The sequence below is a fragment of the Kitasatospora sp. NPDC056651 genome (assembly GCF_042792155.1).
Classification (GTDB): domain Bacteria; phylum Actinomycetota; class Actinomycetes; order Streptomycetales; family Streptomycetaceae; genus Kitasatospora.
The window spans coordinates 19,044-41,255 of sequence record NZ_JBHTWX010000033.1 but is presented as its reverse complement, the minus strand read 5'-3'; the positions used below and the strand labels follow the sequence as shown (position 1 = coordinate 41,255).

Sequence of the window (22,212 nt, the reverse complement as noted above, 5' to 3'; positions counted from 1 at the left end):
GGCGACGTGGATCTTGTCTGAGTGGTCATGTCACGTCTGATTCGTCAGCGCGGCGTCGCGATCGGTCCTGTCGTGCGGGGAAGTCCAGCCTTCTCGGAACCCGACGTCGGCCTGACGCCGTGCGCGGTACAGCGTGGCCCCGACCACGACGAGAACGGCGATGCCCAGGGGCGGGTAGATCGAGCCGGGCAACTGCCAGTACCAGGCGACACCGCGTCCCCAGCGATGAGGCGGGATCCACATGGCGTGGGAGAGGAACACCGCCAGCGTGACGCAGAGCAGCACCCGCCGCGCCCTCGTCCTCGCCTCCACGGCCAGGAGCGCGATGAGGGGAATGCACCAGACCCAGTGGTGCGTCCAGCTGATCGGTGAGACCAGCAGCGCGGTGAGAGCGGTGCAGACGGCGCCCCAGGCGTCGGCTCGGCGCAGCACGCGGGCGGAGCGCCCGACGAGGACGGCCACGGCGATGCCGAGCGTCCCGACGACAGCGGAGGCGGCGAAGCCGATCAGGCCCGGGTCGTTGACGTCGAGGAGCCGGCAGACCGCTCCGCGGAGCGACTGGTTGTCCATGAGGACCGTGACGCCGACACGGCTCGGATCCCAGAGGTACTCGGTCCAGAACCCGTAGGAGGCGTCGGGCAGTACGAGGGCGCCGACCAGACCGGCCGCGAGGAACGTGCCTCCCGAGACCAGGGCGGCCCTGACGCGGCCCGTCAGGAGCAGGTACACCGCGAACAGGCCCGGTGTGATCTTGATGGCCGTGGCCAGGCCGATGCCCACGCCCTTGAACCGGTTCTTGTCCTGACGGGTCAGATCCCACAGGACCAGGCAGAGGATGCCGAGGTTGACCTGGCCGTACTGGAAGGTGGTGTACACCGGCTCCAGCCAGACGCCGAGGCCTGTCGCCAGGAGGACGGCGGCCGAGCGGTGACGCTCACGCGGCCAGCCGGCCAGACGGAAGGACAGGTGGACGGCCAGAGCGAGCAGGGCGAAGTTGGACAGCATCACCAGGACCCGCAGCGTGCTGACGTCGAACCAGGTGCTCGGGACGAAGAGCATCGCGGCGAAGGGCGGGTAGGTGGCCGGCAGGTCCCACCCCGGCAGCCGCATCGCGTACAGGTCTTCGCCGTTGACGACGGCGGCGCCCTCGGCCCGGTAGACGAGCATGTCGACCATCGTCGCCCCGTGGAAGTGACGCACGATCGCGAACACCGCCAGTGACACCGCCGCCCCGCAGGCCGCCATGACGGTCCAGGATCTGGATCCCCCAGGCGCCGGAGCGTCGCCGGTCCCCTCGGTTTCCACTCGTCGTGCCCACGGCTTGAGACCGAACGTGCGCACCGCGAGAGACCCCCTGGAGATAGTCCAGATCGTTGCGTCGTCAGCGTCTGGGCCTACCCACCCTAACCGACCCCCCGGAGGCCTCCCGCGACTCGACCGGCACCCGGCCCGAGGGCGGCCCGCGGGCGGCCGCCGGCGATCGGCCCCCGGTCTCGTGCCCGCATCGGTGGCCGGAACCCGGGGACCGTCGTGCGGTGCCCGCCGCTTCCTCCCGCTACGGGCGAACGCCGGGCTCGTCGACGACGGCGCGGACGAGGAAGGCCGTCTGGCCGGTGACGTCGCCCTTCTCGAAGGTCCCGCCGTCGGTGGCGAAGCTCTCGGTGGCGACGTCCCGCTCGCCGAGGAAGGCGTAGTCGGCGCGGTCGAAGATCCACTGGGACTCGGTCCGCCCGCCGGTGCGCCGCAGCGCGACGGCGACGCCGGCCCGGCCGACGGCGTCGGTCACCGTGTCGACCACCCTGACTCCGGGGATCTTCGCGGCCGCCCGGTAGAGCGCGGCGCTGACCGCGGGTGGGGCGATCTTCTGCTCGCGCAGGATGTCACCGATGGCCGAGAACGCCTCCTCGTCGGGGCTGGGCCCCTGGCCTGCGGTGTCGGCATGGGTCTTGGCCAGGAGCGCCTCCGGGTCGGTCGGCAGGTTGGCGGCGTAGGCGTAGGTGCCGATGCCGGCGTGGCCCGGGGCGGGGGCCAGCCAGCCGCCGCCCGCGACACGCGGGGGCGGGAGGCGGCGGGGCGGCGGGTCAGGGGTCCTCGTCGGGCGGCGGCGCGGCGGGGGCCGTCCCGATCAGGAGTCGCACGGGGAGTCGCGCTCGGCGTCGGGGAAGGGGACGAGGAGGTTGAGGAGGGTCGAGGCCGGCGCCGTGTCGGAGCGGGCGCGATGGCGCCGGTGGTTGCGGCCAACTGCCACGCCCACTGGGTTCGGGTTGCCCGGCTCCTCACCTGCTGTCTCGGGGTGAGCGACTCGGGGTTCCTCACCGGTGCCGGTGGGCCCGGACGAGCAGCGTGTCGGCCGAGCGCGCGCCGGAATTGGCCGGAGGGAGCCGCTCGATGCTGATCCCGGTGAACCCGGCCTCGTCCAGCAGCTTCGTCCAGACGTGCTCCTGGAGGACCCAGCGACGCATCGTCGTCGCAGTGCCGTCCGGGGTACGGGCCGGGATGTCGGCGTGCCGGACGTCCGGCTCGGCGGGCGCTCCACCGACGTAGTGGCCCAGGGTGGAGGCGGCGAGCAGCCCGCCGGGGCGCAGGGCGCGGGCGGCGGCGGGCAGCAGCCGGCGGGGGTCGGCGAAGTCGAAGCCGCCGAAGACCGAGTAGAGGACGTCGTACTCGCCCGGGTGCGCGTCCAGGTGGTCGATCACGTCGGTGTGCGGTGTGCGCAGGCGCGGCGCGAGGTGGCCGTCGGGAAGCAGATGGGTGACCAGAACGGAGGTCGGCCGCTGTGCCGGGGTGAACTCCCGGACGATGCGGCCGAAGAACGTGTCCAGCCTCGCCCGATCGAACGTCTCCACCGTGGTGCCCCTATCGCGTGGTGCCTGACCCGCCACGGCGAGCCGACGGGACTGACCCGTCAACAGGAAGGTACGGAGCGGGTCGCGAACGCCGCCATGAAGTTCTATGGGATTCCACGCCGATTACAAGGGATCACCCGAGCAGCGCGGCGGCATCGGTGATCAGTTCACGGGCGGCCGTCCCGTAGACGGCCAACTCGGCCAGTTCGCCGAACGTTTCGGCGTACATCGCGATCTCGCTCGGTTGGGTGATGGTGAGGTAGCCGGAGACCAGTTCCACGTTCACCTGTGCACTGTCGAAGATCCAGAAGCCCTCAGTCGGCCAGCGCGTCCGGTCGGGACGCATCGGAACAACTCCCAAGCTCACGTTGGGAAGTGATCCAACTGTCGTCAGATGGTGCAGTTGGTCGCGCATGACAACGCCGCCGCCGATCCCGCAGCGCAGCACGGACTCCTCGACCAGGAAGGCGAACCGCCGGTCGCCCTCGTACAGCACCTGCTGGCGCCGCATGCGGGCGGCCACAGCCGCCGGCACGTCGTCAACGAGCCCTCGGCGCTGTTGGACAGCTTGAAGAGCGGCAGTCGTATACCCCGGCGTCTGGATCAGGCCGGGGACCAGCCAGGACGAGTACGACCGAAACCGATGCGTTCGCTCGTACAACGGAAGCCTGGCCTCTTGAGCGGCTTTGAGGCCGGCACGCTCCATGCGTCGCCACTCGATGAACATGCCTTCGACGGCGCGCAGGGAGGCGATCAAGTCCGGCGCGCGGTCATCGGCCCCGCAAGCGCGGCACCACCGCCGGATGTCGTCCTCCGACGGCGGTGTGCGGGCGTTCAGCAGGCGGGAGACCTTGGACGGGTACCAGCCGCACGCCGCGGCCAGGTCACGCCCGGTCAGCCCGGCATGCCGCTGGATATCGCCGAGCCGGTCGGCGAGATCCTGGCGGGCACGCTGGACACTTGAGGATGCCGGGACGGCCATGGACGGTGACTGGTCAGGCGGGACGGTACTCCGCGTGCGGCGTCGCCCGTTCCCAGGCCGCCTCGTAGGCCGCCAGGTACCGCTTGGCCAGCTCGGGATCGGTCCGGACCTCCATGCCGGCCCCGGCCCACTGCCCGGCCCCGGTGAAGTGGTGGAGGATCACCACCTCGTCGTCCATCACCCAGCCGTCCAGGCCGGGCAGGAGCAGGTCACCGGCGCGGGATCGCGGCAGCCACCGCACGTCCTCTCCCGCCGCGACGTTCGGGAACGTCACGTCGTACTCGTAGCGGATGTAGTCGGTCACCGGCTCGGAGACGACACGCAGGCGGCGCATGGCGACCCCCCGGCCGGTCGCCTCGGCCACCACGTCGAGCCACGACCGCCACCACGACTCGCGGTCCACCGGATCGAGCCGCTTGCCCTGCTGCCAGGCGATGAACTCGGGGTCGTCCAGCATGTAGCTATCCCGCATCTCCAGATGCGCCGCCGAGCGCCGCGCTTTCGCGAGTTGCTCACGAACCGCTGTTGCCACCGTCGTTGACCTCACTGTCCGGCCGGGGGAACCAGAGTGGATTCCACACAGTTTCATGACCTTGACCTCGATCGGTGAAGGGGGCGTCGAGGGCGTGAAGGAGCAGCGCCGCAGCCCCCGGCGCGCGGGGCGGCGGGGGGCGACGGGTCAGGGGTCCTCGTCGGGCGGCGGGGCCGTGCGGAGGAGGGTGACCACGCCCAGGGCGAGGGTGGAGAGCGCCAGGGCGAGGAGGACAGCAAAGACTGTCCCGATCAGGAACCGCACGGGGAGGCGCGTTCGGCGTCGAGGAGGAGGACGAGGAGGTTGAGGAGAGTTGAGGCGGGAGCGGTGTTGAAGCGGACGAGGACGCGTCCGTCGATGGTCTGGTCGGTGTCGGCGGAGGGGAAGATCAGCCCGAACTTCCGCCCGCGCTCCTGGACTTCGGCGAGGAGGCTGCGGATGTGGTCGTCGGTGTAGTGCCGGATCCGGGGGTCGGTCGGCAGCATCGGGAAGGGGCTGCTGGTCATCGGTGGGCCGCTCCGTCCAGCTCGAACCACACGGATTTGGCGCGCTCGTGGGGGTCGACGCCCCAGCGGTGGGTGAGGCCGGCGACGAGCTGGAGGCCCCGGCCGGACTCGGCGAGGAGGGAGAGGGGTTGGGTGGAGGGGAGGACCGGGCTCTCGTCGGTGACGGAGACCCGGAGGTTGCCGCTGTCGGAGATGATCCCGACGAGTGGCGCCGGGGTGTCCGCGTGGCGCCAGGCGTTGACCAGGAGTTCGACGAGGGCGAGCTGCGCGTCGGAGATGACGGCGGGCGGCCAGCCGATGCGGGTCATGGTGGCGTGGAGGGTCTGGCGGGCGATGGCGATGGTGGGGGTGTTGATGTGACGCATGGGGAGTTCTCCCGAGGCGTGAGTGGGGAGGAACCGGCGGGCATGTCGCCGCGAGCCTTGCCAGCAGGCGTTGCTGACGGTCCATTGGATATCGACGCTACAGCAAGAGTTTCATATGTGGTACTCATGCTCGGAGACATCACCCGGACGTGGGACCCGCATGCCGCCGGTGGACCGACACACCTGCCAAACGTCAAACTTGACCAACTCCACGTAAGGACGAACGAATGCCGCCACGCCGCCACCCAACGCTGAGGCAACGCCGGCTCGGTGCCGAGCTTCGGAGGATTCGCGAGGCTGCGGCCCTCAGCGGTCCGCAGCTCGCCAGGATCCTCGACATCGATGTGAGCCAGATCAGCCAGATGGAGTCCGGCAAGGTAGGCGTCAGCCGCCAGCGCCTCCGAGCGATCGCCAATGCGTGCAAGTGCCTCAACACCCCTCTGATCGAGGCCTTGGGCAACATGACACAGGACCGGACCAAGGGGTGGTGGGAGGACTACCGCGGCCTGCTGCCCAGCACTTTCCTCGAATCCGCCGAACATGAAGACTTCGCCTCGGGGACCATAAAGGTCTGGAGTTCGGCCTTCCTTCCGGGACTCCTGCAAACCAGCGACTACGCGAAGGGCATCTTCGGTCGAGTAATTCCAGGGCTTACGATCCACGAGATCGACCTGCACACGGCGTTCCGAACGCAGCGCAAGAACCTCCTCGCTCGAAGCCCCCGGAAGAACCTGGAGGCTTACATCTACGAGTCCTGCCTTCACACGCGATTCGGTGGCACCAAGGCCCTTCGGGAGCAGCTCGGTTGCCTGGTCGACGACTCCTACAGAGAGAACGTCAGCATCCGCGTGGTCCCGTTCGATGTGGACACCTACCCGGGCGCGATCGAGAACGTCATCTACAGCTTCGGGGAGGTTCCAGAGCTTGATACGGTTGAGACGGAGACCTCGCGAGGGCCGCTTTTCTTTGATGCCCCAAGCGAGCTCGGGACATTTCGCACCATCATCGGCCGTATCGAACGTGCGGCGCTTACGGATGTCGAATCACGCGACCTCATCGACCAGGTTGCCCGGAATTTGAAGGACTAGGATGCTCCAGAGCAATTGGCAGAAGTCATCCTTTAGCAGCTCAGGCGATAACTGCGTAGAGGTCAGAACCAGCGGCAGGGCCATCGAACTCCGGGAGTCCGACGAAGGCCACCTCATCCTCCGCACCACCCCCACCGCCCTCGCCGACCTCCTCCTCGCCTTCAAGGCCAACGAGTTCGACTACCCTCCCGTCCGCTGATACAGCACCTCCCGCGACCGCCGGGCCCGGCTCACGAGCCCGGCCCGGTGCAGGATCTGCAGGTGGTACGACACCGTCGCCGGGCTCAAGTACAACCTCCTCGCGACCTCCGTCGTCGTACGCGGCTGCCCCAGCTCCGCCAGCAGCTTCTGCCGTGTCGCGCCGATCAGCGAACTTTCCCGCGCCGGCGGCAGGCAATCCACCTGCGCGGCCGGATAGACGATCAGCGGAGTGCGCGGCGCCGGCGTACCCGGCGGCTCCCCCGCGCAGAACAGCGCCCAGTCGACGAACACGCTCGGCGTCAGGATCACCGCGTCCGCGTCGAGCGTCAGCTGGTGGATGCTCTCCGTACGGAAGTGCACGACCAGCTCCCCGTCCCGCCACTCCAAGTTCGGGGCCAGCCCGTTCAGGGTCTCACCGAGCCCGCACCGCACGATCTCCGAGGCCCGCGCCGCGACATCGGCCTCCAGCCGGGCCCGGATGGCCGGCCAGGACGACTCCAGCGCCGTGTGCCAGAACCGCGACATCTCGTCCGCCAGCCTGTGCGCGAAGTGCTCCTCCCCCCGGTCCAGGGCCCGCAGGAGCCGCGTCGGCGCCGGACGGCCGGAACCGGGGTCCCAGGCATGGCCGTTGACGGCCTCCTCCAGCTCGTAGCGGATCCGCTCGTGCGGGGTCGTCGCGATCTGGTGGAGCCCCGTGTCGATGTCGGTCAGGGACGCCGGTGGCTCCGGCCGGATGAAGTCCGGGGCGTAGCCGAGCGGCCCTCCCCCGCCGACCACCGCCAGCAGCCCGAGCCGGTGCCGGGCCAGTGCCTCCGTGACCCTGGCCCGCCATGCCGGGGTCAGGGTGCCCGGGCTGTTTCCGACCAGCCGCAGCAGGTCCTTGGCGGAGCCCACCGGCGAGACCGCGAACCTGACGCCTCCCAGCCCCCGGGACCCGAGCCGGATCCGGATCACGAACACCCCTCCTCCGCCAGCCGATTCGAAATAAATCGAATCATTCGACCGGTCGACCGGCGTGGCGTTTCCTGTATTCACCGCATCGACCAGCCTCGGGGAGGGCCGGCCCGGGCCACGGGGGTGCCCGGGGCGGCGACGGACGGCCGGTGCGGCGACAGTCGGCCGGGGAAGGCCGGTGGCCCCGTACCGCCGACGGGCGGTACGGGGCCGAGGGTCCGGCAGGGGGCCGGGGGCGTGACCGCCTGCCGGGCCCGGTCCTAGGTCAGCTTCCAGAGCTGGCCGCCGCCCATGCCCCGGTCGCAGTTCCACGCGGCCAGCTGGGCGCCCTGGGAGTCGGCGGTCAGGCAGCCGCCGTTGGGGTAGCCGTTCTGCATGTTGTAGACGCCGCGGACGCGGTACCAGCCGTTGCCGTAGTCCTCGAAGCGCCAGAGCTGGTTGGTGCCGCCGTTGTCCGACACCAGGTGGGTGTGCCAGTCGTTGGGGATGACGTCCATCAGCATCCTGCCGCGGAGGTCGGTCTCGATCTGCCAGTTGCCGTTGCCCTTGTCCCACAGCACCCACTTCTGGGCCTCGGAGCCGTTCGGCCCGTACGCCCAGATCTTGTTCCCGGCGAAGTTCTTGCCGTCCGCGAGGTCGACCGCGAGGCCGTTGTCGGAGATCAGCGAGACCACCTTGCCGTGGGCGGGCTTTCCGGCCGACCCGCGGTTGCGGGCGTCCGCCGCGTCGTGGGCGGACTTCTGGAGGGTGGTGGGGAACCAGTAGGTGTACTTGTCGCTGGTGCTGCCCGCCGTGCCGGTGGAGTGGGTGAACCCGTAGTGCCGCCAGTTCTGGTAGCCGTAGTTGCCGCTGTTGCTCCACACCTGGCCGTCGGAGTCGAAGACGTACACGTCGTACAGGGCCTTCTCCTCGGAGCCCTCGTACTGGACGGTGCCGAAGCAGCTGGACTTCTGGAGGACGTTCTCCGCGAAGCCCTTGCCCGAGCGGACGATGCTGATGTTGTACTCGCCCTTGGTGAGGTACTCCAGCTTCTTCTCCAGGCTCTCGATGAACCCGGCCTGGTTCTCGCGGAGTTGGGCGGCCTTGTTGGCCTCGTCGATGAGCGACTTGATGAACTGGGCGCCCGAGAAGACGCCGCCGAGCAGCGAGCCCGCCTCGGAGCCCCAGCCCCCTTCCCCGCTCCTGGGCGTGATGGTGCCCGCCCGCGCGATGGGCGTGCTGATCCCGCCGACGAACTGGCGGCACTCCACCCCGGTGGTGATGTCGGCGGAGGCCGTGGTCGGCGTGACGAGGGTGAGGCCGGCGGCGGCCGTGACGGCGGCGGCCACGGTTCCGAGTACCTTGCGAAGCATCATGGGGCGTCTTTCCGGGAGTCGTCTGCCGGGCGCCTTCCGGCTGCCCGTGTCGGGAACGGGCCCGACTCTGGCGTGCCGGGGCAGACGGGTGATGGACGGCGCGGCGGGCGGATCGGGAGGGCGCCGCCGCGCGGGGGCCCGGCGGCGTTGATCGATCGTCTACCGCCGGATGCACGGACGGTGGCCCCGTACCGCGGACGGGCGGTACGGGGCCACGAAGGGGGTGCCGGGCGGGACGTCAGCTACGGGCGGCGGTGTCCAGGGCGCGGGCGTCGGCGGCGATCAGCGCGGCCCGGTCGGCGGCCACGCCGCGGCCGGACTGGTTCTCGGCCCACTGGGCGAGCGGCTGGTACTGGCCCTGGCCGAGCATCACGGTCAGTGTGGCGACGGCGTTGCGGTCGGCGCCGGAGGTGAGCACCAGGGCGGCCAGGCCGGTGGGGGTGGCGGCGACGGTGAACTCGGCGGTGGTCTCGGCGCGGCCGCCGGCGCCGTTCGCCTCGGCGCGCAGGGTGTGCTTGCCGAGGGCGAGGGCGGTGGTGTCCAGGGCGGTGCCGGGCGCCAGCTCCTTGCCGTCCAGGGTGAGGCGGACGGTGTCGGCGCCGCTCGCCTGGACGGCGGCCACCGGGCGCTGGGCGCGGTCGAGGGTGGTGCCGGCGGCCGGGGAGGTTATCGCGACGGTGGGCGCGGCGGGCTGGACGGGGGCGCCGCCCTGGCTCCAGGCGCTGTTCCAGCCGGCCAGCTCGGCCGGGCGGTTGGTGATGACGCCGTCGACGCCGGCGGCCTCCAGGGCCTTCCAGCGGGCGGCGGAGTCGACCGTCCAGACGTTGACGGCGACGCCGGCCGCGTGCAGGTCCTTCACCACGTTGGGGCGCGCGGACAGGCCGCCGTCGGAGGGGTTGTAGGCGGACAGGCCGAGTTCCCTGGAGATGGCGACCGGGTCGGCGTCGAGGTCGCCGCGCAGCAGGCCCAGCGGCAGTTCGGGGGCCAGTTCGCGGGTGTGGCGCAGGGCGTCGACCTCGAAGCTCTGGACGAAGACCCGGCCGGTCATCTTGTGGTCGCGCACCTCCTTGACGATCCGGGCGACCTCGTCGCGGCTGTGCTTGCCCTTGATCTCCAGCAGCAGGTTGCCGCCGCGGGTGCGCAGGTCCTCCAGCTGGGCGGCGAGGGTGGGGATGCGGGTGCCGGCGTAGACCGGGCCGAACCAGGAGCCGGCGTCCAGGGTGTCGAGCTGGGCGGCGGTCAGGTCGCGGATGCGGCCCTTGCCGTCGGTGGTGCGGTCGACGGTGTCGTCGTGCAGGACGTAGGGGACGCCGTCCTTGCTGGGCTGGACGTCGTTCTCGATCCACTCGGCGCCGCCGCGGCGGGCGATCTCGTCGGAGACCAGGGTGTTCTCGGGGGCGGCGGAGGAGGCGCCGCGGTGGGCGAAGACGGTCAGCGGGGAGCCGGCCGGGCGCAGCCAGCCGCCGGGGGCGAGGGCGGTGATCTTGAGGTCGGCGAAGGAGACCTTGGCGCCGTTGACGACGAGCGCCTGGCCGCCGCCGGCGGTGCGGGCGACCTGGGTGGTGCGCATGGCCTCCTTGCCGTCGAAGATCCAGCGGGCGGTGGTGCCGTGGACCTCGGCGGCGATGCGCACGTCGCGGCCGGTGCCGGCGGCGGTGGGGGCGGCGGCGGTGTTGGTGACGTTCCAGGCGTTGGCGGTGGTGCGCTGGGCGAATTCGAGGCCGTTGGCGGCGGTGGTGCCGGTGCGCATGGTGGCGATGGACCAGGGGGTGGCGCCGTCGGCGGGGACGTCGAGGCCGAGCGCGGTCCAGCGGGCGCTGTCCTGGGCGGTCTCGAAGCGGGCGGTGGCCTCGATGCGGAAGTCGTCGAGGTGGCGGCCGAAGGTGATCCGGCTCTGCTGGCCGGAGTTGGCGGAGGTGCCGACGAGGCGTCCGTTCTCGACCTTCCAGTCGCCTTCGACGGCGGTGAAGCCGGTGGGCAGGGCGGTGCCGGTGAAGTGCTCGTCGAGGACGACCTCGCCGGGGGCCGGGGTGGCGGCCGCGGCGGCGGCGGGTGCGGGTTCGGCGGACACGGCGCTCGGGGTGTTCAGGGCGACGGCGGTCAGGGTGAGCGAGGCGGCGACGGCGGCGGCGAGCAGGCCGGTGCGGCGGGGTGCGCGGGGGCGGTGACTCTGTGTCATGCGCGGCAGGCTAGGGAGGGTTGCCTAACCGGATGCCACGAGTCCGGGAACCGTTCGTGACCATTGCGCGTGCGGTTCGCGACGGTGGCGTGTTCGTTGCGCTGGTTGGCCGGTTCGTTTCCGTACGGGTGCGGATGGCGGGCCCGGCGGACGGGCGGCGCGGGGTGGGTGGTGCGGTTCCTTGGTCGCCCTGTGCGACGGCCCCGGGGTGTGCGGCCGGGTGAGGGGCGGTCAGTAGCGCAGGGCGGCGGCGACGCGGCCGCTGTCGGCGAGGGTGTCGTCGGGGACGAAGACGACCCGGCCGCCGGTCTCCAGGGTGTGTTCGATGACCTCGTCGACGATGTCCTCGCGGGCGCCTTCCCGGCCGGCCTCGGCGGGCACGAGGTGCTCGCCGTCGTCGCGGACGGTGGCGCGGAAGTTCTCCTCGACCACCAGGCGGTCGATCCGGCCCTCGCCGACGCTCTGCCAGACCTCGTCCAGGCCTGCGGCGAACTGCTGGGCGCCGCGGGCCCTGTCGAGCCGTTCCAGGCCCTCGGCGACCTCGCGCTCGGCCTGGGCGCGCACGGCGGGCTCGACCACCTTGCGGACGGTCTCGGCGTCGGCCTGGGCCAGTCCGCCGTGCGGCAGCTGGGCGGCGGACTCCTTGGCGATCGGGCCGACGGCGTCCAGCAGGGCGAGGGCGGCGGCCTCGCCGACCACGTACAGCGGGCGGGGGGCGGCGGCCAGCAGCTTGCCGACCTCGGTGTCGGCCTGGCGCAGGAAGGTCTTGGTGGCCTCGTCGCGGAAGGTGCTGGGCGTGTCGCCGATCTGCTCCTGGCGCTCGGGGTCGGGGTTGTCGAAGACGCGCGTCAGCGGGAAGCCGTGGGCCTTGTCCTCGGTGACCCGCTCCTGGGTGCCGCCCCACAGCACCACCTTGTCGGCGGCGACGGCGAGGACCCAGTGCGGGCGCTCGGCGGCGTGGGCGGCGACCAGGTTGCGGGTCAGGAAGGTGTCGGAGAGGACCACCCGGGCGGGGGCGGTGCGCCCGAGTGACCAGACCTGGTGCTCGCCGGGGGCGGCGAAGATCGCCAGGCCGTCCTCGGCGTGGACGAGGTCGACCTCGGTGAGGGCCCGGTCGAGCTGCTCCAGCACGTCGATGCGGTCGGCGCGGGAGACCTTCGGGTCGGCCTGGACCCGTTCCTTCGCCTCGGCGATCAGGTTGCGCAGCCGGACCGGGTCCTGGGTGTTGTCCGGTTCCCGCCGGTGGGTCGGCATCAGGATCGACACCGCCGGATAGGGGCGCGGGCGGCGCAGCTCGGCGAGGACGGCGGGGCTGAGGTCGGGGCGCATAAAGACCCTTTCCGAAGGCGGTCGGCCTTCTTTCGTGGACGCGCGGGGCCTGGCACTGCTGGCGAATGTCGCAAATGTACCTATTTGCGGCTTCGGCGGCGCGCGCGAGCACGAGGGGGCGGGTCAGGCGCGGAGGGCTGGGGGCGGATCGGGCGCGGAGGCTGCGGGAGGAGGGGGCGACGGCCCCGCCCCGGGGAGGGGGCGGGGCCGTCGCGGTGGCCGTGGCCGTCAGAACTGCACGTCGGTGCAGGAGTAGAAGGCGTTGCCGGTGTCGGCGACGTCCCAGACGGCGACGACCACCTGGTGGCCGGTGCGGCCGGTGGGCAGCGTCGCGGTGTGGACGGTGGTGGCGGCGGGCTGGCGGCCGTTGTAGGGGACGGTCAGGAACGGGGTCAGGTCCAGGGAGGCGCGGGTGATCGGCTGACTGGCGTCGTAGCCGGGCTTGGTCAGGAAGTACCGGAAGTTGGTGGTGGAGTGCCGGGCCTCGATGTTCCAGGTGAAGTTGAGCTGCTGGCCCGCCGTCACCTTGGTGGTCGGCCAGGCGCCGCCGCGGGGGTTGTCCAGCGGGGCCCAGCGGGCGTCGGCGCCGGCGCAGATGGTGCCGTCGGCCGGGCCGCGGCTCGGGAAGCCCTTGGGGCCCTCGACGCTCTGCGGCTCCCACTGGATGTCGCCGCAGTCCCACGGGACGGCGTTGGCGCCGCAGAGCGCGGAACGGCTCGGCGGCAGGTTGATGAAGCCGTGCGACTGGGCGGGCAGGGCCGCCGCGATCGGCAGGGCTATCGCGGCCATGGCGGTCGCGATCAGGTGGCGCTTGCGCATGGTGCTCCTCCGTGGGGGTGGATGGAGTGTGCGCCCGGCGCGGGCGTGCGCGTGCGCGTGGGGGTGCGCACGGCGGTCTGCCCGAGACATGGCATGCCCGCGCCAGACCGGTTGCCCGACACCGTAGGATCTGCTTTCCCCCTGCGTCAATGGTCTGAACCATTTGCGCCAAACCCTTGTGGATACTGGGCACCGTCCGGCATTCCATCCCGGCGCCCCGCCCGCGCCCCCACGGGAAGATTGCTTGCATGAGCGGCATACAGGCTCTAGCCGATATTTCAGTTCATGGCCTATCCTGGAGGCTAGCCACATCTGGAAGGAGGCCGGGCCCCATGACCGCCACGGACCCCGCGCTCACCGCCCTCGCCAACGGCTGGGGCGCCCTGTCCCTCCTGCACGGCAGGATCGAGTCGCACATCGAACGCGCCCTGCAGGCCAAGCACGACCTGAGCGTGCGCGAGTACTCGCTGCTCGACGTGCTCAGCCGCCAGCACGACGGAGTGGGCGGGCACCTGCAGATGAAGCAGGTCGCCGACGCGGTCGTGCTGAGCCAGAGCGCCACCACCCGCCTGGTCACCCGGCTGGAGGACCGCGGGCTGCTGTCGCGCTACCTGTGCCCGACCGACCGCCGCGGCATCTACACCAACGTGAGCCAGGACGGCCTGAAGCTCCTGGAGGAGGCCCGGCCGACCAGCGACGCCGCGCTGCGCGAGGCGCTCGACGAGGCCGCCCGCACCCCCGAGCTCGCCTCGCTGGTGCGCGCGGTCGAGGCCGTGGACGTCCTCCCGCCCACCCGCTGACCCCGGCCGGCGCCCGCGCCGCCCACTCCCCCGGGCCCGGCCCGTCCCGACCGCCGCACGCGGTCGGGACGGGCCGGGCCCGGTCGCGTTCCACCGCCTCGCAGGACCCTTCACCCGATCGCTGTGAGCGCATGCACCATATCCGCGCTTGCACTTATCGCGCGTCTGCAACTATTGTTTAAGCACGCAAGGCGCTAGCTCAAGCAATCACAGAAGGGTTCGGGCCCATGCCTCTCGCTCTCATCGCCCTGGCCATCGGCGCATTCGGGATCGGGACCACCGAGTTCGTGATCATGGGACTCCTGCCCCAGATCGCCGGCGACTACGGCGTCTCCATCCCCAATGCGGGCCTGCTGGTCACCGGCTACGCCCTCGGCGTGGTCGTCGGCGCCCCGCTGATGACCGTCCTCGGCACCAGGATCAGCCGCAAGACCATGCTCATGCTGCTGATGGGCCTGTTCGTCGCCGGGAACCTGCTCTCCGCGGCCGCCCCGTCCTTCCCCGTGATGCTGGCCGGGCGCATCGTGACCTCGCTGGCCCACGGCGCCTTCTTCGGCATCGGCTCCGTCGTCGCCGCCGACCTCGTCGCCCCGCAGAAGAAGGCCGGCGCCATCGCCACCATGTTCACCGGGCTGACCGTCGCCAACATCGTCGGCGTCCCGCTGGGCACCTACATCGGCCAGGCCGTCGGCTGGCGGACCACCTTCGCCGGCGTCGCCGCGCTCGGCGTGATCGGCCTGCTCGGCATCGCCAAGCTCGTCCCCGCCATGCCCCGCGCCGAGGGCGCCCACCTGCGCCGCGAGCTCACCGCCTTCCGCAACCCCCAGGTGCTGCTCGCGATGGCGATGACCGTGCTCGGCTTCGGCGGGGTCTTCGCCGCGATCACCTACATCGCCCCGATGATGACCAACGTCGCCGGCTACGCCGACGGCTCCGTCACCTGGCTGCTGGTGCTGTTCGGCGTCGGCATGTTCCTCGGCAACCTGCTGGGCGGGCGCTACGCCGACCGCAAGCTGATGCCGATGCTCTACACCACCCTCGGCGGCCTCGCCGTGGTGCTGGCGCTGTTCACCCTCACCGCCCACAACAAGGTCCTCGCCGCCGTCAGCGTCCTGCTGGTCGGAGCCCTCGGCTTCGCCACCGTCCCCCCGCTGCAGAAGCGGGTCCTGGACCAGGCCCACGGCGCCCCGACCCTGGCCTCCGCCGTCAACATCGGCGCCTTCAACCTCGGCAACGCGCTGGCCGCCTGGCTCGGCGGCATGGTGATCGCGGCCGGCCTCGGCTACACCGCCCCGAACTGGGTAGGCGCCGTCCTCGCCGCCGCCGCCCTGCTGCTGGCCTTCTGGTCCGCCGCCCTGGAGCGCCGCGACCACACCCGTGAGGCCGTCACCACCAGCGCGGCTCCCCGCCACGCCGCCCTGCGCCACTGACCATCGATCCGACCGGAACCCACCCCACCACCGGGAGAAGCACCACCATGAGCACCACCGCCGTCGCCCCGCTCACGATCACCGACGCCGAGCGCCTGGTCGACACCGCCCGCGCCGCCGCCGAGGCCGCCGGCGTGACGGTCAGCGTCACCGTCCTGGACGCGGGCGGCCACCTGCTCGCCTTCCGCCGCGACGACCGCGCCGTGCTGATCTCCGGCGAGACCAGCACCCGCAAGGCCTACACCGCCCTCCAGCTGAACGCCCCGACCGCCGACCTGGTCGACCTGGTCAAGCCCGACGGGCCGTTCCACACCCTGCCCACCGCGCTGGACCGCCCGCTGCTGTTCATCGCCGGCGGCATCCCGGTCCACCGCGACGGCCGCCTCGTCGGCGCCATCGGCGTCGGCGGCGGCGCCCCCGAGCAGGACCACTCCTTCGCCGCCGCCGCGCTCGACCGGCTCGGCCGGTGAGCAGCGCCACCCGCGCCCGGACCGTCCACCACCCCCTCACCCACCGCACCGCCTGAAGGAGCCAGACCATGACCACTCCCAGCGTCCCCACCGTGAAGCTGAACAACGGCGTCGAGATCCCCCAGCTCGGCTTCGGCGTCTTCCAGGTCCCCGACGACCAGACCACCGCCGCCGTCGCCTCCGCCCTGGAGGCCGGCTACCGCAGCATCGACACCGCCGCCATCTACGGCAACGAGACCGGCGTCGGCCGCGCCCTGGCCGCCTCCGACGTGGCCCGCGAGGACCTGTTCGTCACCACCAAGCTGTGGAACGCCGACCAGGGCTACGACGCCACCCTGCGCGCCTTCGACGACAGCCTCGCCAAGCTCGGCCTGGACTACGTCGACCTCTACCTCATCCACTGGCCCACCCCGGCCCGTGACCTCTACCCGGACTCCTGGCGCGCCCTGGAGCACCTCGCCGCCGAGGGCCGCATCCGCGCCGCCGGTGTCTCCAACTTCCAGCCCGCCCACCTCCAGCGCCTGCTGGACAACAGCTCGCTGGTGCCCGCCGTCAACCAGGTCGAGCTGCACCCCGGCCTCCAGCAGGCCGAGCTGCGCGCCTTCCACGCCAAGCACGGCATCGCCACCGAGGCCTGGAGCCCGCTCGCCCAGGGCGCCGTCCTCGGCGACCCGGCGATCACCGCGATCGCCGAGCGCACCGGCAAGTCCCCGGCCCAGGTCGTGCTGCGCTGGCACCTGCAGCTCGGCAACATCGTCATCCCCAAGTCGGTCACCCCGGCCCGCATCCGCCAGAACCTCGACGTCTTCGGCTTCGAGCTGACCGAGCAGGACATGGCCGCGATCGCTGCCGGCGACCGCGACCTGCGCACCGGCCCGCACCCGGACGAGTTCAACGCGAGCTGACCCACCGCCCCACCACTCCCGTCCCGGGCGGTCCGCACCGCCGCCCGGGACGGGCTTTTTTCGCAAGGACCCCCGCCATGGCACTGCCCCACCCCGCACTCGCCCGACTCGCCCCCGCCGACGGCCGGCTGACCATCGGCCTGGAACTGCCCCTGGACAACGACTGGGGCCAGGACCGCGGCCGGGCCGACCGCGCGGCCGGCCGGCCCTTCGGCGTCCCCGGCCTCGCCGAGCACGCCCGCCTCGCCACACTCGCCGACCGCCTCGGCTTCGCCGCCCTGTGGGTGCGCGACGTCCCGCTCTACGACCCCCTCCAGTTCGGCGACGCCGGCAGCGTCTTCGAGACCTTCACCCACCTCGGCCACCTCGCCGCCCTCACCGGGGACGCCGTCCTGGCCACCGGCGCGATCGTGCTGCCGCTGCGCGAACCGCTGCTGGTCGCCAAGGCCGCCGCCACCGTCGACGCCCTCTCCGGCGGACGCCTGCTGCTCGGCCTGGCCAGCGGCGACCGCCCCGTGGAGTACCCGCTGTTCGACCGCGACTTCCAGGGCCGCGGCGAGGCCTTCCGCACCGGCGTGGAGACCCTGCGCGCCGCCTGGCGCCCCGGCCCGCTGGAGCTGCCCGCCGCCGGCCTCGGCGCCGACCGGCAGCTGGAGGTCCTGCCCAAGCCCGTCCACCCCGCCGGCATCCCGATCGCCGTCGCCGGCGGCGCCCAGCAGAGCCCCGAGTGGATCGCCGAGCACGCCGACGCCTCCCTCAACTACCCGCGCGACCTCGGCGCGCTGCGGCTGCGGATGCGCCAGTGGCGCGACCTCGCCGGCGACAAGCCGTACCTGACGCCGATGGTGCTCACCCTCGACGAGGACCCGGCCGCCGCGCCGCGCCCCATCCGGCTCGGCCTGCACACCGGGCGCACCGCGCTGATCGAGCACCTGGAGCTGATGAACGCCCTCGGCGTCGCCCACGTCTCCTTCAACCTGCGGCCCAACGACCGGCCCGTGGACGAGCTGCTCCAGGAGCTCGCCGAGGAGGTCCTGCCGCGCTTCGCCGCCCCCGCCGGGGCCCCCGCCGGCGCCGTCGTCGGGCGGCAGCGGGGTTAGGCGGCCCCGCTGCCGGGCGCACGGGAACACCGCGCCGGTCGGCGCGCCGCCGCGCAGCGGCGCCGAGGGCACGCACGCCTGCGGCCCGCCCGGGCGCGAAGGCTCGGGCGGGCCGGGGTGAGGGGCGGGGGTCAGTCGGTGACGGGGCGGGTGTCGAGGCGGATGTGGTCCAGGGCCCAGAACCAGTTGTTGCCCGCGTCGTACATGCGGAACCTGAGGGTCACGCTGCGGGCGCCGGCGGGGACGGCGATGGCGCGGGTGATCCGGGCGTTCTGGGCGTCCTTGCCGGCGTTGTCGTTGCCCGTCGGGTCGGAGCCGTAGGTGAGCAGGCGGGTCTCGGTGCCGTTGTCGAAGACGGCGGTGACGGTGGCCTTCTGGGGGGCTTCCTGGCGGTAGTGGGAGTCGAAGGCGAGGTGGAGGGTGCCGGTGCCGGCCGGGATGGTGACGGCCGGTGAGACGAGGGTGGAGTCGAAGACGCCCTTGCGGGAGGGGGATCCGGTGTCGTCCCAGTCGTCGGGGTCGGCGACGGCGACGACGCCGAGGGCGCGGGTGAAGTTGCCGCGGTCCTGGGCGCCGAGGGTGGCCCATTCGCGCTTGGTGTGGAAGGTCCAGCCCTGGAGGCGCACGGTGCCCTGGGGCATGCCGGGGGCGTTGACGACCGTCCAGCCCTCGGGGGCCTGGGCGGTCCAGCCGAGCAGGCCGGACTCCGGCTTGAGGACGCCGGCCAGGGACTCGAAGTCCTGGTCGAGGAGGTGGCCGGTCATCACCGGGGCGGTGCGGGCGGCGAGTTCGCCGTCGGCGAGGGCCTGGCGGCCGTCGGCCTGGGCGCGGGCGGTGACCAGCAGGCGGTGGGTGGGGACGGCGGGCAGCTGGGCGGGCGGGGTGACCTGCCAGACGGCGGTGGCGCGGGCGCCGGCGGCGAGCTTGTCGGGGGCGGGGGTGACGGCGGTGGCGCTCCAGCCGGGCGGCAGCAGCGGCTGGGTCTCCAGGCGGGTGAGGGCGGTGGTGGCGGTGAGGGTGGCGGTGATCGTGGCGGGGCGGCCGGGCAGCAGGATCGCTTCGTCGATGGTGGTGGAGGCGGCACCGAGGGAGAGCTCGACGGTGAGCGGGTCGGCCAGGCCGAGGGCCGGGTCGGTGACGGTGTGCTCGTCCCAGGGGAAGCGCCCGGCGATGCGGCGGCGGAAGCCGAGGTCGCCCTGGACGGTGACGGCGACGTCGTACCAGCCCTCGGGGCCGACCTTGAGGTTGACGGTGCGGTCGTCGCCGGCCGCGACGCGCACCTCGCGCAGGCCGTCGCCGTAGGCGAGGTCGCCGACCAGGAAGGTCTGGGCGGTGCGGGAGCGGTTGATGACGTCGACCTCCAGCACCTTGCCGTTGCCTTCCTCGGAGAGGGAGACCTCGTAGCCGGCGGCGGTGTCGCCGCGCAGGTGCCACAGGGCGCCGTCGGGGCCGTGGACGCGCAGGTCGTAGCCGGCCGGGCCGACCTTCCAGACGTCGGACAGGCGGGACTTGGCGGCGACGGTGTAGTGCCTGGGGGCTTCGCCGGAGGCGGGGTAGACGGCGAAGACGGCGCCCTGGCGGCCCTGGTTGACGAAGTCGAGGGTGAGCTCGTCGCCCTTGAGGCGGGGCTTGACGAGCAGGTTGTAGGGGGCGGGGCGGGCGGTGCGGGTGCCGCGCTGCTGCTGGGGGAAGGTCTGCGGGCTGGGGACGGTGGGGGCGGGGAGCTTGCCGGTGTCGGTGACCTTCTGGCGGTTGCCGCTGGTGTCGGGCAGCTGGGGCCAGGCGGGATTGCGGCCGGAGAAGTCGAAGACGCCTGTGAGATCGCCGCAGACGGCGCGCCGCCAGGGGCTGATGTTGGGTTCCTGGACGCCGAAGCGCTGTTCCAGGAAGCGCAGGACGGAGGTGTGGTCGTAGACGGTGGAGTCGACGACGCCGCCGCGCGTCCACGGGGAGACGACGACCATCGGCACCCGCACGCCCAGGCCCATCGGGTAGGGGCCGGAGACGAGGGTCTCGCCGGCGGGCAGGGTGTCGGACCAGGTGAGGGTGCCGTCGGCGGCCTTGACCCGGTACCTGCCGTCCTGGTTGACGACGCGGTGGTAGGTGGCGGAGCCCTTGGCGACGCGGACGACGACCTCGCCGTCCACGGACACGCTGGACTTGCCGCGGCCGGCGGCCAGCGGCGGGACGGGCGGCAGCTGGTGGTCGAAGAAGCCGCCGTGCTCGTCGTAGTTGAGGATGAAGACGGTCTTCTGGAACACCTCGGGCTTGGCGGCGAGCGCGGACAGCAGCCGGGCGGTGAGGTGCTCGCCGTTCGGCGGCGCGTAGTTGGCGTGCTCGGACAGGGCCGCGGGGGCCACGATCCAGGAGACCTGCGGGAGGCGGTCGGCCTGGACGTCGGCGGTGAAGGCCTCGACGAGGGCGTCGCCCATGGCGAAGGGGTCGTCCTTCTTGGCCGGGTCGCCGACGGCGCGCATGCCGCGTTCGTACAGCGGCTCACCGGGCTTGGCCTTGACGAAGGGGGCGAACCAGGCGAGGGCGTTGTCGTCGAAGTTGTCGAGGGCCTGGTAGGTCTTCCAGCTGACGCCCGCCTTCTCCAGGCGCTCGGCGTAGGTGGTCCACTCGTAGCCGCCGGGGATCTCGGTGTTGTCCGTCACCGGGACGTCCCGGACGGTGCCGCCGCTGGTGCCGGTCATCGCGTGGTCGCGGTTGGTGTTGGTGTTGCACTGCGTCGAGGAGTAGTAGGCGTCGCAGACCGTGAACACCGAGGCGAGGGCGTGGTAGAAGGGCATGTCGGCGGACTCGTAGTAGCCCTGGCCGAGCCAGCCGGAGGAGCGGCGGGTGACGGAGCCGTCGGCGCGGCCCTCGTTCCAGGCGCTCATCGAGTCGCCGTAGCCGAAGGACGGCGCGCCCTGCTGGTAGGCGCTGGTGTGGGCGGCGTTCATCGCGAAGGGCAGCAGGTAGCCCTCCTTGCGGCCGGGGTCGGGCTGGTGGAACACCGAGCGGCCGTCGACGCCGCGCACGGCGGTGCGGTCGCCGAAGCCGCGCACGCCCGCCAGGGTGCCGAAGTAGTGGTCGAAGGCGCGGTTCTCCTGCATGAACACCACGACGTGCCGGATGTCCGCCAGCTTGCCGGGCCGCGCCGGTGCGGCGAGTGCCTGCCGGACGCTGATCGGGAGGGCGGACAGCACCGCGGCCGCCGCCGCGCCGCCGAGGACGCTGCGGCGCGACAGTTCGGGCTTCGGACTCATGGGGGTGGGGCTCCTTGTGGACGGACCGCGGTCTTCGGTTCGGGGGCCGGGCCGCGCGGTTCGGACCGGACCCGTTATGTGTACGAGACCGAGATGGACGCAGCCGTGGTGTCCGATGACGGGCCGATGACCGGCAAGAAGCGCCGAGCTGTACAGACAACTTGACGGTATTTGATCAAGGTGCGGGCGGTCGCCGGAACGCCCTGCCCGTCAGGACGCCGCACCGGAGCCGGAGGTGGGGGCGGGTCGGCCGCGGGTGACGGGTTCGGGTGCGGGCCGCCGGACGGGCCGGGGCGCTCCCCCGGCCCGCGGCCGCCGTCGTCAGGCGGGGTGGTGGAGCCTGCGGGCGGCGGTGCGGATGGCGAGGGTGTACGGGGCGTCGAGGGCGCGGGTGGGGGCGTCGAGGTCGCGGAAGGGCACCAGGGACCGGTGGGTGCCGTCGGTGGTCTGGGTCCAGGCCGTCCAGGCGTTGTGGACGTCCTCGTCGGTGACCTGCTCGCCCTTGGCCTGGAGCAGCACGGCGTAGATGCGGAACAGGTCGTCGGAGCCCGCGGGGGGTCTCGCCTCGTCGGGCAGGCAGGCGCGGATCAGGTCGGCGATGGGATCGAGGTGGCTCATACGGCCAGTGTGCCGGTGGCGAGGGTGCCGGTGAGCAGGATCAGGTGGGCCGCGGCGAAGATGATCGGCACGGCCCGTTCGCTGGTGCCGAGTTCGGTGTAGTGCCGGTGGTGGCGGCCGGGCGTCGACCCGTTCCTGAGGATGTCCCACTCCGCGGCGAAGATCTGCGCCGGCAGCCTCTTCTCCAGGTCGTTGATGACCTGGAACTTGGCGCCGTTGAGGTCCCGGTAGCTGCGCAGCTGCATCCACCAGGCGCCGGAGAGGGTGATGCCGGCCAGGGCCACGGCCGCCGGCACCCACCACGGGGACTCGGAGAGCTTGGGGATGCCGAAGCCGATCAGGGTGACCAGCGCGGTCTGCACGGACAGGAAGAAGGTGTTGGCGCTGCCCCGGCGCTCCGAGATCCGGTCGGCCATCTCCACGGCGAGCAGGTACAGCTCCATCAGTTCGGAGCGACGGCTCGGCTCCGGCGGCGTGGTCAT

22 protein-coding genes and 1 pseudogene are annotated in these 22,212 nt (G+C 72.2%); 7 read left to right on the top strand and 16 right to left on the bottom strand.

The annotated features are described in order from the left end of the window. Positions 1 to 30: 30 nt before the first annotated feature. From ACFRAR_RS15695 to ACFRAR_RS15660, 8 genes and pseudogenes are all read right to left on the bottom strand, one after another. Entirely contained in the window at positions 31 to 1,245 is a 1,215-nt protein-coding gene (locus tag ACFRAR_RS15695; protein ID WP_380698608.1) for a glycosyltransferase 87 family protein, read from the bottom strand. Between the two features lie 310 nt (positions 1,246 to 1,555). Then, a pseudogene (locus ACFRAR_RS15690) lies at positions 1,556 to 2,092 on the bottom strand (CU044_5270 family protein); the annotation flags it as partial. Between the two features lie 33 nt (positions 2,093 to 2,125). After that, the gene (locus ACFRAR_RS15685; RefSeq protein ID WP_380698607.1) at positions 2,126 to 2,248 is read right to left on the bottom strand and encodes a hypothetical protein; all 123 of its coding nucleotides are present in this window, start codon (positions 2,246 to 2,248) and stop codon (positions 2,126 to 2,128) included. 64 nt (positions 2,249 to 2,312) lie between these two features. Further along, positions 2,313 to 2,846, bottom strand: coding sequence for a hypothetical protein (locus ACFRAR_RS15680; protein ID WP_380698606.1), 534 nt, complete (start codon positions 2,844 to 2,846; stop codon positions 2,313 to 2,315). 133 nt (positions 2,847 to 2,979) lie between these two features. Next, complete coding sequence (locus ACFRAR_RS15675) at positions 2,980 to 3,828, bottom strand: helix-turn-helix domain-containing protein (protein ID WP_380698605.1); 849 nt, start codon at positions 3,826 to 3,828, stop codon at positions 2,980 to 2,982. Between the two features lie 13 nt (positions 3,829 to 3,841). After that, positions 3,842 to 4,360, bottom strand: coding sequence for a DUF6879 family protein (locus ACFRAR_RS15670; RefSeq protein ID WP_380698604.1), 519 nt, complete (start codon positions 4,358 to 4,360; stop codon positions 3,842 to 3,844). A 251-nt stretch (positions 4,361 to 4,611) separates the two neighbouring features. Next, positions 4,612 to 4,866, bottom strand: a complete 255-nt coding sequence (locus ACFRAR_RS15665; RefSeq protein WP_380698603.1) for a hypothetical protein — start codon at positions 4,864 to 4,866, stop codon at positions 4,612 to 4,614. Further along, the gene (locus ACFRAR_RS15660; protein WP_380698602.1) at positions 4,863 to 5,231 is read right to left on the bottom strand and encodes an ATP-binding protein; all 369 of its coding nucleotides are present in this window, start codon (positions 5,229 to 5,231) and stop codon (positions 4,863 to 4,865) included. Before ACFRAR_RS15660 ends, ACFRAR_RS15665 begins: the two co-directional genes overlap by 4 nt. A gap of 227 nt (positions 5,232 to 5,458) precedes the next feature. On the opposite strand from ACFRAR_RS15660, the gene ACFRAR_RS15655 reads away from it, so the two are divergent. Together ACFRAR_RS15655 and ACFRAR_RS15650 are read left to right on the top strand one after the other, a co-directional pair. After that, positions 5,459 to 6,319, top strand: a complete 861-nt coding sequence (locus tag ACFRAR_RS15655; protein WP_380698601.1) for a helix-turn-helix domain-containing protein — start codon at positions 5,459 to 5,461, stop codon at positions 6,317 to 6,319. Between the two features lies 1 nt (position 6,320). Then, positions 6,321 to 6,518, top strand: a complete 198-nt coding sequence (locus ACFRAR_RS15650) for a DUF397 domain-containing protein (RefSeq protein WP_380698600.1) — start codon at positions 6,321 to 6,323, stop codon at positions 6,516 to 6,518. Here ACFRAR_RS15650 and ACFRAR_RS15645 read toward each other — a convergent pair. The 5 genes from ACFRAR_RS15645 to ACFRAR_RS15625 all read right to left on the bottom strand — a co-directional run bounded on the left by ACFRAR_RS15645 (position 6,500) and on the right by ACFRAR_RS15625 (position 13,156). Beyond that, positions 6,500 to 7,474 (bottom strand): ArsR/SmtB family transcription factor, encoded by a 975-nt coding sequence (locus ACFRAR_RS15645; RefSeq protein ID WP_380698599.1) that lies wholly within the window; start codon positions 7,472 to 7,474, stop codon positions 6,500 to 6,502. The two genes, ACFRAR_RS15650 and ACFRAR_RS15645, sit on opposite strands and share 19 nt — an antisense overlap. A 260-nt stretch (positions 7,475 to 7,734) precedes the next feature. Further along, complete coding sequence (locus ACFRAR_RS15640) at positions 7,735 to 8,829, bottom strand: RICIN domain-containing protein (protein ID WP_380698598.1); 1,095 nt, start codon at positions 8,827 to 8,829, stop codon at positions 7,735 to 7,737. Positions 8,830 to 9,067: 238 nt separating this feature from the next. After that, complete coding sequence (locus ACFRAR_RS15635) at positions 9,068 to 11,008, bottom strand: glycerophosphodiester phosphodiesterase family protein (protein WP_380698597.1); 1,941 nt, start codon at positions 11,006 to 11,008, stop codon at positions 9,068 to 9,070. A 231-nt stretch (positions 11,009 to 11,239) separates the two neighbouring features. Then, the gene (locus ACFRAR_RS15630; RefSeq protein WP_380698596.1) at positions 11,240 to 12,337 is read right to left on the bottom strand and encodes a chemotaxis protein; all 1,098 of its coding nucleotides are present in this window, start codon (positions 12,335 to 12,337) and stop codon (positions 11,240 to 11,242) included. 228 nt (positions 12,338 to 12,565) lie between these two features. After that, on the bottom strand, positions 12,566 to 13,156 hold the full coding sequence (locus ACFRAR_RS15625; protein ID WP_380698595.1) for a lytic polysaccharide monooxygenase: 591 nt from the start codon (positions 13,154 to 13,156) through the stop codon (positions 12,566 to 12,568). Positions 13,157 to 13,488: 332 nt separating this feature from the next. Here ACFRAR_RS15625 and ACFRAR_RS15620 point away from each other — a divergent pair, with 332 nt between their 5' ends. The 5 genes from ACFRAR_RS15620 to ACFRAR_RS15600 all read left to right on the top strand — a co-directional run bounded on the left by ACFRAR_RS15620 (position 13,489) and on the right by ACFRAR_RS15600 (position 17,861). Continuing rightward, positions 13,489 to 13,956, top strand: coding sequence for a MarR family winged helix-turn-helix transcriptional regulator (locus tag ACFRAR_RS15620; RefSeq protein WP_380698594.1), 468 nt, complete (start codon positions 13,489 to 13,491; stop codon positions 13,954 to 13,956). Between the two features lie 227 nt (positions 13,957 to 14,183). Beyond that, complete coding sequence (locus tag ACFRAR_RS15615; RefSeq protein ID WP_380698593.1) at positions 14,184 to 15,386, top strand: MFS transporter; 1,203 nt, start codon at positions 14,184 to 14,186, stop codon at positions 15,384 to 15,386. 47 nt (positions 15,387 to 15,433) lie between these two features. Beyond that, positions 15,434 to 15,856, top strand: coding sequence for a heme-binding protein (locus tag ACFRAR_RS15610; RefSeq protein WP_380698592.1), 423 nt, complete (start codon positions 15,434 to 15,436; stop codon positions 15,854 to 15,856). Between the two features lie 68 nt (positions 15,857 to 15,924). After that, the gene (locus ACFRAR_RS15605) at positions 15,925 to 16,761 is read left to right on the top strand and encodes an aldo/keto reductase (RefSeq protein ID WP_380698591.1); all 837 of its coding nucleotides are present in this window, start codon (positions 15,925 to 15,927) and stop codon (positions 16,759 to 16,761) included. 77 nt (positions 16,762 to 16,838) lie between these two features. Next, positions 16,839 to 17,861, top strand: a complete 1,023-nt coding sequence (locus ACFRAR_RS15600; protein ID WP_380698590.1) for a TIGR03571 family LLM class oxidoreductase — start codon at positions 16,839 to 16,841, stop codon at positions 17,859 to 17,861. A 131-nt stretch (positions 17,862 to 17,992) separates the two neighbouring features. On the opposite strand, the gene ACFRAR_RS15595 is transcribed toward ACFRAR_RS15600, so the two are convergent. From ACFRAR_RS15595 to ACFRAR_RS15585, 3 genes are all read right to left on the bottom strand, one after another. Further along, positions 17,993 to 21,112, bottom strand: a complete 3,120-nt coding sequence (locus ACFRAR_RS15595) for a phosphocholine-specific phospholipase C (protein ID WP_380698589.1) — start codon at positions 21,110 to 21,112, stop codon at positions 17,993 to 17,995. A gap of 321 nt (positions 21,113 to 21,433) precedes the next feature. Continuing rightward, complete coding sequence (locus tag ACFRAR_RS15590) at positions 21,434 to 21,730, bottom strand: hypothetical protein (RefSeq protein WP_380698588.1); 297 nt, start codon at positions 21,728 to 21,730, stop codon at positions 21,434 to 21,436. Beyond that, positions 21,727 to 22,212, bottom strand: a complete 486-nt coding sequence (locus ACFRAR_RS15585; protein ID WP_380698587.1) for a hypothetical protein — start codon at positions 22,210 to 22,212, stop codon at positions 21,727 to 21,729. The genes ACFRAR_RS15590 and ACFRAR_RS15585 overlap by 4 nt, the downstream gene beginning before the upstream one ends.